Origin of the sequence: Flavobacterium sp. (assembly GCF_020217025.1) — a bacterium.
In the GTDB taxonomy this organism is placed as follows: Bacteria; Bacteroidota; Bacteroidia; order Flavobacteriales; family Flavobacteriaceae; genus Flavobacterium.
The window spans coordinates 1-10000 of record NZ_JAIWOF010000235.1 but is presented as its reverse complement, the minus strand read 5'-3'; the positions used below and the strand labels follow the sequence as shown (position 1 = coordinate 10000).

The window sequence follows — 10000 nt, the reverse complement described above, 5'->3', positions numbered from 1 at the left end:
AAATAATTGTTCAAAAGTAAGGAATTATACTCTCCAAGATTTTTACTAGAGAGAATTTTTTGCTTATTGGACAAAACAAACTCAGTATACTTCCCTTCGGCCTTGCAATACATAATATCTTCTACCTTAATTAACTCAATCTTATCAGAAGACGATATCGCGATAAAACCATTATCACTGGTTTCACTACCATAACTCTTAATCTGATTGACCTTCTGATTTTGAAAACTCAATTCCATCTCAATCAACTTAATTACTTTATATATAGAAACTATAAGCTCATTAAAATCAAGTGGTTTCAACTGAAAATCAGCAGCACCAAATCGAAAAGCATCATAAGCCTTATTTAAATCAGTAGACACAAAAATGAACTTCGGAATATTAAAATCCAATTGTTTTATCAAATAAAATTCAGCTAAATTAGTAACTGTTGGATCTAAAAAAATCAACTCAGGCTTGTACGTATTAATCAAAGTCATAGCTTCGGACAAACTAGTTGCAAAACCGCAAATATCGAGTATAACCGAATTTTCGTCAGCAAATTTTGAAAGTTGTGCTACCACTTCAGAATTACTATCGATAACGATGGATTTTAGTAATCGCATAGAATGAATTTAGATATTAAAACGCTTTAAAGGTAATTATTTTTTTTATAGTATTTTACTCATTCTTTCGGAATTGTAATTAAAAAGGTGGTTCCTTTTCCCAATACCGATTTTACAGTAATGGTGCCACCCAACTTTTGTATGATTTTCTTAACGGTTGCTAACCCCAATCCACTACCTGCATATTCTGATTTGGTATGCAATCTTTTAAAAGGTTTAAAAATTGTATCATAATATTCCGTTGCTATACCAATACCATTATCTTCAACCTCAAAGTAGTAATGAAACAAATCCGATTTGTAATTAATTTTTACTTCTAAAGTACGATTTTGACTTCTATACTTCAATGCATTATCGATCAAATTGTAAAAAATCATGTGCAAAGCCAATTTGGAATAGTAAATAGTAGGCATTATTTTAAGCACCAAATTAGAATCGGAGGAATGATGATGTTCCACCAAATTATTAAAAATTTGCTCCATAAAAGCATTCAACTCGATAGTCTCTTTTTCATCAATCTTACTATCCGATTTCGCATAATCCAACAAATCAACAATCAATTGATTCATGGTATCTACATTGGTATTAATGAATTGAAAATATTTTTGCTCTTTTTCATCCAATTGACCTTCTCGCCTCATTTCAATAAGTTGCAAAAAAGACTTAACTGCTCGTAACGGAGCACGCAAATCATGCGCAGCAGTATGGGCAAATTCTTCCATTTGAGAAGAATAATAGGCAATCTCTTCTTGATAACGCTTCAATTCAAAATTCTGCTTGCGAAGTTCTAATAAATGGATGACCTGCTTAGCTAATTTCTTTAAAATGACCTTTTGACGATCCGATAAAATTTTAGGTTTATCCTGACTAATCACGCATAAAGTTCCAAACGCTATCCCTTCAGAATTCTTCAAAGGAACCCCAAAATAGGACACCATTTTTGGACCTTCCGTCACAAGTGGATTATCTTTAAAGCGATCATCTTCTCGTAAATCAGGCACTTCAAACAATTCTTGTTGCGACAAAATTGCATGATAGCAAACCGCAAACTCAACAGGTGTTTCGTTAACATCTACACCAACTTTAGACTTAAAAAATTGACGCTTATCATCCACCAAACTCAACAAAACAATTGGCATTTCACAAATGTGGGAAGCAATCATCGTAATATCATCATACATCTTCTCTGGTAAACTATCCAGTACTTTGTATTCTTCCAGAGCCTTTAGCCGTAACTGTTCTTCTTTATAGGAATCCATCTTTTTCATGTTATAAAAATAAACATTTTTTTAATGAGTTCCAACAATAAACTCACTCCTTCTATTCATTTGATGCTCCTCTTCTGTGCAGGAAACACCATCAACACAGTGATTGATAGGCTCTTTTTCACCCAAACCTCTACTGCTAATTCGATCAATAGAAATTCCCTTGGAGACCAACCAATTTAGGGTTACCAAAGCCCTTTTATTAGACAATTCTAAATTATAATCTGCTGAAGCTCTACTATCAGTATGCGATTTAATTTCTAATTTTAATTCTGGATTTTGCTGTAAAACATAAAGTAAAAGGGCAATTTGTTTCTCAGCTTTAGGAGTTATTTCCCACTGATCCAAATCAAAATAAATATTTTGAATGGAAAAGAATTTAGCCAAATCTACTCCTTGTTTTAACTGTACCGCTTTCGGCAACAAAGATATTGGTCCTTTTAATGGACTGAAAAGTGTAGTTTTTAAATAATCTTCTTTCGTTTCATAAGAGTCATGTTCATATGTAAGATACCAACCTAATGTGGTGTAATTATTATTGAAAACAAATTCCCCATTAGCATTGGTAGTAGTTTTATCAACCCTTTTCTTAGAATCATCAAATAAAGAAACCACAGCATTAGCAATTGGAGTTCCAAACAAAGCATCTTGTAGTGTACCTGAAAAAACAGCTGCTTGGTCATAAACAGACTTGTTTTCTAAAAAGGTATAAAGATCATCGCTACCTTTTCCTCCAGGTCGATTGGAAGAAAAATAACCCACTCGAGTTTCAGAATTTAAAACATACGCAAAATCATCATAAGCAGTATTAATTGGATTTCCTAAATTTATAGGTTTGGAAAAACTAGCATCCTCATTTTTTTTAGAAACAAAAACATCCAAACCTCCTAAACCCAAATGTCCGTCGGAAGCAAAATACAATTCACCTGTTGCCGACAAAAAAGGAAATGTTTCTCGTCCTTCTGTATTAATAGTGGCGCCCAAATTTTCTGGAGCACCAAATTTTCCATCAGCTAAAATTGCTACTCGATACAAATCAGACTGCCCTAATGTACCAGGCATATTGGAAGAAAAATAAAGCGTCTTCTCGTCTGGACTCAAAGTTGGATGTGCACAATTATAATTATCGCTATTAAAAGACAATTCTACAACATCAGTCCATTGACCGTTTTTAAAACGAGCGCTGTAAATTTTAAGAGAAACCTCATCCTTGTTATTTTTCTTTTGTTTATTTTTTTTAAAATTATTTCGAGTAAAATAAAGTGTTAAACCATCTTTTGTTAAAATAGCAGTGGATTCATTACTGTTAAAAATCGTATTTTTAAGAAACGCTTCTGGATTTTTAAAGGAATGCGATGGGTCTAATTTACTACTAAACAATCCCGAGAACGGCTGCTGAGTCCAAGTATCAATTTTTGCATTTTCATCAGCTCTAGTACTCGTAAAAAGAATCCCATCTTTCGATTCAAAAACACCATAATCACTAAATGAAGAATTAATTTCCAAAAGGGAAACCGTGTAATGCTCACTATCGGTTGTAATTTGGGACAAATAATTAGATTGTACCTCAAACTGTTGCGCTCTAGAATCCGCTTTTTTCAATCTTGAAAACAAGGCATAATAATAATTAGATTTTTCAAGATCAGGAACCGTTTTCAACGTTTGAGAATAACGATAATAATATTCATAATCTACATCCTCGGTTGATTTTATTAATTTTTCATACCAAATATTAGCTTCCGGATAATTAGCATTAAAATAATAAGAATCCGCTATTTTTTTTATAAATATCAGGCGAACCATAACCGTTTTTATCTACTTCAATATAAATAGAAACAGCATTCATATAACCTAATTTCGCATAGGCAGCATTTGCTTCTTTAATTTTCTTTTCTTGAGAAAATCCAAGAAAAAAAAGCAACAAAACAAGTAAAGTAGAGAGGCTTTTCATAACACATGGTTTTAGAAAAATCTTGGAGAAAACACCTTGGCTTCAGATTTAAAAACCTCAAAGCGTAAAAAGAATTCGTGTGAACCAGAATTGTAATTAGCCAACTTAGCCGCTTCAGTATCATACGAATACCCAACAAAAATGGAATCAGAAACCTGAAAACCAGCTAAAAAACTAACCGCACCATTAATACGATAAGCAGAACCTGCCGTTAACTTATTAAAGAATAAGAAATTAGCCGTAATATCAAATTGTAAAGGAGAACCCGAAACAAACTTAGACAAAAACGCAGGCTTAAATTGTACCGAATCGCTCAAATCAAAAACATAACCTCCCATAAAATAGTAATGCATACTTTTTGTAGCAGTGGAAGATTGTGTATTATCATCATAGTGCTTAGTTTCTAAGAAATTCGGAACAGACAAGCCTAAATAATAGCGATCAGAATACCAATAAAACCCAGCACCAAAATTTGGCGAAAATCGGTTGTCCACATTATTTTGTAACAACGGATCACTAGGATCATAAATGCTCAACTTAGTGTAATCAACATTCAACAAGTTAGCAGTAGCTTTAAATCCAAACGATAATTGAGACAAATTCTCAAATTCAATACGATAAGTAAAATCAGCAGATAGATTTTGCTCAATCGACGGACCAATCTCGTCGTTAATAACAGACAAACCCCAACCCAAATTAGAGTTTTTCACAGGAGAATGAATCGAAGCAGAAGCGGTCTTTGGGGCACCTTCAAGGCCAACCCATTGAGAGCGGTAAAGAGCTAACACACTCAAAGCATCACGAGTACCCGCATAAGCTGGATTGATAACAGTAGTGTTGTACATGTAATTAGTAAACTGGGGATCTTGTTGCGCAAAAACACGCTGCGCAGTGAGTAGTAGCAACACAGGGGTTACTACTAACAATTGAATTAACTTTCTCATTTTGTATTTCGGGGGATTTAATGATGAGAATTTTACGATATAAGGGTGAAGTTAATACTTACTACTAGAAAGGAGTTGTTCCAACTCCTTTCAGAGTAATAAGCTTCCCCAAAATATCCATAAAATGAATGCCTTAATTGGATGCTATATATAAGTATCCTGTTTTTTGTACGTTTTTTAAATTATCAACAATATTGTCGTATGAAATCACATAAAAATAAGTTCCTTGAGGCAACATGCCACTCGACACGTTTAAAGAACTATCTGAAGCTCCTTTAAAAACTCTAGTTACATTGTCATAACTAGAAGTTTCAAATACTTTTGCACCATAACGATTGAAAATTTCAACCTTATTATTCGGATAACACTCGATGCCTTCTAAATAAAAAACATCATTTTTACCATCTCCGTTAGGAGTCAAAGCATTATAAATTTTAATACCACAACTTAAAACCACTTCTTGTTCTAAAATGGATACATTGCCACAAGCATCAGTAGCCGTCCATTTTCTAAAAACCTTTGATTGACTTGAACAATCACCTGCCACTTGAGTTTCTTCATACGTGATAGAAACGTTATTAGAATCATCGGTTGCTACTACTTCAGGCACAGAAGCCATTAGTTCACAATCGGAATAAATTAAGGCATCTATTGAAGTAGTGAAAGTAGGAACGGTAGTATCTTGAACAAACACATGTTGAGTCAATTCACTCACATTACCACAAGAATCAGTAGCTAACCAATAACGGATAATTTCAGAATTAGAACTACAAGTACCTGTGATTACTTCTTGATTATAAGATATCGTAACACCTGTTGAACAATTATCAGTTGCTTCAATAGTGTAAACGGGTAACACATCTTGAACAGATAAGTTGAGAGTGCTCGGAATTTGAGTCACAATTACGGGAGCTTGATCATCTTGAATTAAAAATGTTTGACTACAAGTAAATTGATTTAAAATTGCTGAACTATTGCGATTTTCAGAAGCATAAAAAGTAATCGTATAGGTACGCACTACTGTTCCTCCACAAGTGGTAGCGCCCGTATTAACAGCACTAATAACAACGGTAGAACATTCCTCCCCTACAATTTCACCTGGATGAATTCCCAACTGTTCAAAAGCAGCGATGGTTAATTCTGTTTCGGAAGGAATAGCAGTGTAACACGGAACAATCTCATCTATAAAAACAGGGCAAACAACATCAGTCAAACATCTAGAATCCAATTGAATATCAGAAACATTAGACCAATTACCTTGAAAATCTTGAACGCGATAAGATCGAACTGAAGGAGTACCTACAAATGAAGCATCTGGTGTAAAAGTTGCGGTTCCGTTAACGGTATCTAAACTCCAAACACCTTCTCCTAAGACTTGCATTAAAATAGAATTTCCACTTGGAAGAGTAACATTAGAAGTTGTTGACGCAACAAATTCAAGTGTTGCAGGATTAACAACATCACCAAGCGTATCATTTTGAAGCAAATCTATAACCACTGTTTGCCCTACTACATAACGAGCTAAATCAGATTGAGTTACAGGTAATAAATCAAAACTTATAGTAGCTTCATTACTGATATTTTCATTGTAATCACGTATAAAATAAGTAACACTAGTTGGAGTTCCAAAAAAAGTAGCCAAAGGCGCAAACTCAATCAATCCAGACACAATATCAATACTCCATCTACCTTCATTAGGCATATCAAAACCAATTAAATTATTTTCTAAACAATACGCTTTATTTTGAGCATTCGCTGGTTCTAAAAATCGAATTCTTGTAGGATTAACAACAGCACCAACGGTATCATTTTGATAAGCGTTTATGGTAACCGTTGAATTAGGAACATAAGTCAAAACATCATCACTAGCCACTGGGCAAGAAGGTGCTAAAACAGTTACTGGAATATGTTGTTGACTACTACATTGGGTAGTCAAATCAGTACAAACAAATTGATAATTGCCTATACTTAAATTTTCTATTAAAAAAGCAGAAGTAGTTCCATGATACTGAACTCCAGTTGCAATCTCACTTATGGTCCACTGCGCTGGTAAATTAGACAATAAAACAGACGCTAAAGCCCCATTACACCCCACATTACTAACAATCGAAACCGTTGGATTTGGCGCATTATACACATAAAAAGACTGTGTAAACTCGCGACCACAAGCATCCTTAGTTTTGGCCAAATAAGTAGCTCCTGCTTGCAATCCGCTAAAAACTGTTGAACTTTGATAATTATAAATTTGTTGCGTACCACTCGCATCATACAAAGCATAAGTGTAAGGAGCTCTTCCTCCTGTTGCCACCATGTTTACTGTAGTTTCACAAGCTATAATAGATTCAAAAGTGAATGGAGCTACTGCAACTGTAAAAGCATACTCATACAAAAAACCACCTTGTAACCTAGGCAATCCATTAATACCTCCTAATTGGCTTGGTTCTACTGCATGACCATTTTGAACACCACCATAGCGAAAATAATATTGCTGATTATTAGGTACAGAAAAAGTAATAGTTCGATTTGAACTGTTATAATTAAACGGACTACCAGAACCTATAGGTCCAGAAAAAATGACAGCTCCAGACTGATTATAAAGAGCACCATAAGTAAATACTAATCCAACTGGCAAAGTCAAAACTACAGGAACCATGTCAGTTATAAAACCACAGCTAACAACATCATGAGTAATCTCAGAATTTCTAGTATGAGCTGTTGTATATTCAAAGGTTTTGGTTTTACCACATGCATCAGTTAAAGTAAAATTATAAGTTCCTGGAGGAAATGATCTAGAACCAGAATAAGATAATGAACTTGCAGCAAATGGATTGTTAAATGTCATTGAATAAGGATATACAATTGGACTAGAAGTAAGACTAGGACCATTACCAACTTGTGTCGTATAATTTGTAGGGCCAGAATTTACAGTTAAAGTAACAGGACCAACAACAAAACTAGAAACAGGAAGCTCATTCAATCGAATTAAAGAAACATCATCAAAATATAAACCCTGATCAATAAATGAAGGGCTAAAACTAGAATCCATAGTCGGATTTAATGGAACAATATCTTCTCTAATTAACTTCTGAACAGAAAAACCACAAGCATCAACTAATGTTACACGATATTCAATACCATATTTTAATCCTAAAGCTATAGCTAATGCTCCTCCTGTAGGCGTACTATTAACATGCGATAAATCAACACTTTGCGAAGCAATAGGGTTGCCAAAAATATTAAGAGGAACATTCCCTGGATTACTAGTTTCTTCGACAGAAACTTGAACAGGATTCACAACATTATCTCTAAAGAACTTAACATCATATCCATAGGCACATGAATTATTAGGATCGATAAAAACAGAAATTCTTGGAGCATCAAAAATGATATTCTGATTTACAGGCATATTAACAACACCTCCAGGTACAGAACCACAATTATTAAATCCTGAATAAGTTAAAGCACTTCCATTAAAAAAAGAAACTGGAATAATTACATCTACACTTTTATTTGCTTGGATGTACGGTTCTGTTTGAGGAAATACAGTTACAAACTCAATTGTATTCCCTAAATTATTTGTTAGTGTATAATTAACATTACCAGTTCCCGTATTGGAAATTGTTTTGAATCTAAATTTGTACGAATCCCCACAAGTATCAGAATTTGCAGAGGTAAATTTATCTACCATACTTACATAAGTAGCTACCGAAACTGCATTATTTAAACCATTTGCAATAACAATAGTTTTATCAGCACTATTACCACCACAAGCGTCCATCACATCCACTACATATGTCCCAGACAACAAACCAGTCACAGTATAAGAACTAGTACTTTGAGAAAGATTGAAATTTCTAGCTCCTCCAGGACCACTTAAAATTCGAATTTGATAATTTTGATTCGTAAAATCATTTTGACCTAAAGTACTGTGAATATTAGTCAATCGAATCTCGCCTTCAGTACCATTAAAACATCTTGGAGAAACAATACTGTAATTAAAATCATCAGCTGGTCGTACCGACCCATTAGTACATTGTGAGTAACTTGCAGGTGAAAAAAATACGAAGAAAAAGAAAAGGAAGCCTTTTACAACTTCAAACCATTTTATGTAAAATTTTGTGTTCATAATTCTTTATTTTAGGGAATAATCATCATTTGAACTAGAACAAATTTGCAACAACCTACTCGCACACCCTAAGCTTAAGTAATAACTGTTAAGATTTTATTAATAACTGTTAAAAAGACAAGAACATCTTTAAAACACCTAAAAAACAAGCACTTACAAACCCAAAAAATCAAACCACATTTAGAAAACAATTCGTTTTTGTATTATTTTATTTCGTATATTTACATAACCCATTAACCATAATAAGAACCTTATTTATTGCTTTTATCTACAAACTTATTATGCTAGAAAAAAAAATCTACGAAACAGAAATAATAGACCAAACAGAATCGGTAGCTAAAACAGGTAGCTGGCAATTAAACTTGGTTTCCAATGAACTATATTGGTCAAAAGGCGTTTATAGAATTTTAGAAATGGAACCTTCCGATGAAAAACTAAACACGAACAAAGGATTAGATGTGATTCATCCTGATGACAGAGAAATGGCACTCGAAAAAATGACGCTAGCCATTAATCAAGGAATCGAGTACCGAATAAAAAAAAGATTCATTACCGCCAACAACAAAATCAAACACATCATCTCTTCTGGTAAAGTAATCAAAGACAAAGACAACAATCCCATCAAATTAGTAGGGGTCTTTCAAGACATCACAGAATTTGTGGAAACAAACGAAAAGATAGAACTACTCAATAAAATCACAAAAGATGTAATTTATGATTGGGATATTCAAGACGATATTTTCAATTGGGGGGAAAGTTTTACCAGAATCTTCGGTTATCAACCAAATGATAAAACCTTTCGATTAGAAAATTGGGCACAACTAATGCACCCTTCAGACAACGAACGCCTAAAAGAAGAATGGGAAGTCTTTTTAAGAGACACAAACGCCAATCAATGGAATAAAGAATTTAGATTCAGAAAAAGTGACAATTCATATGCATACGTAGAAGAAACCGCAATTATAATAAGAGATAGCCAGGGTATTCCCATAAAAATGATTGGCCTGCTAAGAGACATTTCGGCAAGAAAAATCATCAGTATTCAAAAAAAAATACAAAATCAAATTTCCTTATTTTTCAAAGAAAATAAAAAAATTGAGAGCATCCTT

General features: G+C 33.7%; 7 protein-coding genes. 1 reads left to right on the top strand and 6 read right to left on the bottom strand.

All coding sequences use genetic code 11. The annotated features are described in order from the left end of the window. The 6 genes from LDL23_RS12480 to LDL23_RS12455 all read right to left on the bottom strand — a co-directional run. On the bottom strand, positions 1–605 hold a 605-nt coding region (locus LDL23_RS12480; protein WP_291265997.1), incomplete at its 3' end, for a DNA-binding response regulator. A gap of 59 nt (positions 606–664) precedes the next feature. Continuing rightward, on the bottom strand, positions 665–1873 hold the full coding sequence (locus LDL23_RS12475; RefSeq protein WP_291265996.1) for an ATP-binding protein: 1209 nt from the start codon (positions 1871–1873) through the stop codon (positions 665–667). A 21-nt stretch (positions 1874–1894) separates the two neighbouring features. After that, entirely contained in the window at positions 1895–3673 is a 1779-nt protein-coding gene (locus tag LDL23_RS12470) for an OmpA family protein (protein WP_291265995.1), read from the bottom strand. Beyond that, on the bottom strand, positions 3624–3821 hold the full coding sequence (locus LDL23_RS12465; protein WP_291265994.1) for a hypothetical protein: 198 nt from the start codon (positions 3819–3821) through the stop codon (positions 3624–3626). The genes LDL23_RS12470 and LDL23_RS12465 overlap by 50 nt, the downstream gene beginning before the upstream one ends. Positions 3822–3832: 11 nt before the next feature. Further along, complete coding sequence (locus LDL23_RS12460; protein ID WP_291265993.1) at positions 3833–4765, bottom strand: type IX secretion system membrane protein PorP/SprF; 933 nt, start codon at positions 4763–4765, stop codon at positions 3833–3835. 133 nt (positions 4766–4898) lie between these two features. Beyond that, positions 4899–8891: a gliding motility-associated C-terminal domain-containing protein gene (locus LDL23_RS12455; protein ID WP_291265992.1), complete on the bottom strand. Its 3993-nt coding sequence runs from the start codon at positions 8889–8891 to the stop codon at positions 4899–4901. Positions 8892–9172: 281 nt separating this feature from the next. Between LDL23_RS12455 and LDL23_RS12450 the strand changes: the two genes are divergently transcribed. Then, positions 9173–10000 (top strand): PAS domain-containing protein (locus LDL23_RS12450; RefSeq protein ID WP_291265991.1); only part of this gene is annotated, 828 nt, incomplete at its 3' end.

What these genes read in the sequence shown, in the direction of transcription:
- LDL23_RS12475 (WP_291265996.1), bottom strand. Translation starts at nt 1,873, where the DNA reads ATGAAAAAGATGGATTCCTATAAAGAAGAACAGTTACGGCTAAAGGCT.
- LDL23_RS12470 (WP_291265995.1), bottom strand. Translation starts at nt 3,673, where the DNA reads ATGGTTCGCCTGATATTTATAAAAAAAATAGCGGATTCTTATTATTTT.
- LDL23_RS12465 (WP_291265994.1), bottom strand. Translation starts at nt 3,821, where the DNA reads ATGAAAAGCCTCTCTACTTTACTTGTTTTGTTGCTTTTTTTTCTTGGA.
- LDL23_RS12460 (WP_291265993.1), bottom strand. Translation starts at nt 4,765, where the DNA reads ATGAGAAAGTTAATTCAATTGTTAGTAGTAACCCCTGTGTTGCTACTA.
- LDL23_RS12455 (WP_291265992.1), bottom strand. Translation starts at nt 8,891, where the DNA reads ATGAACACAAAATTTTACATAAAATGGTTTGAAGTTGTAAAAGGCTTC.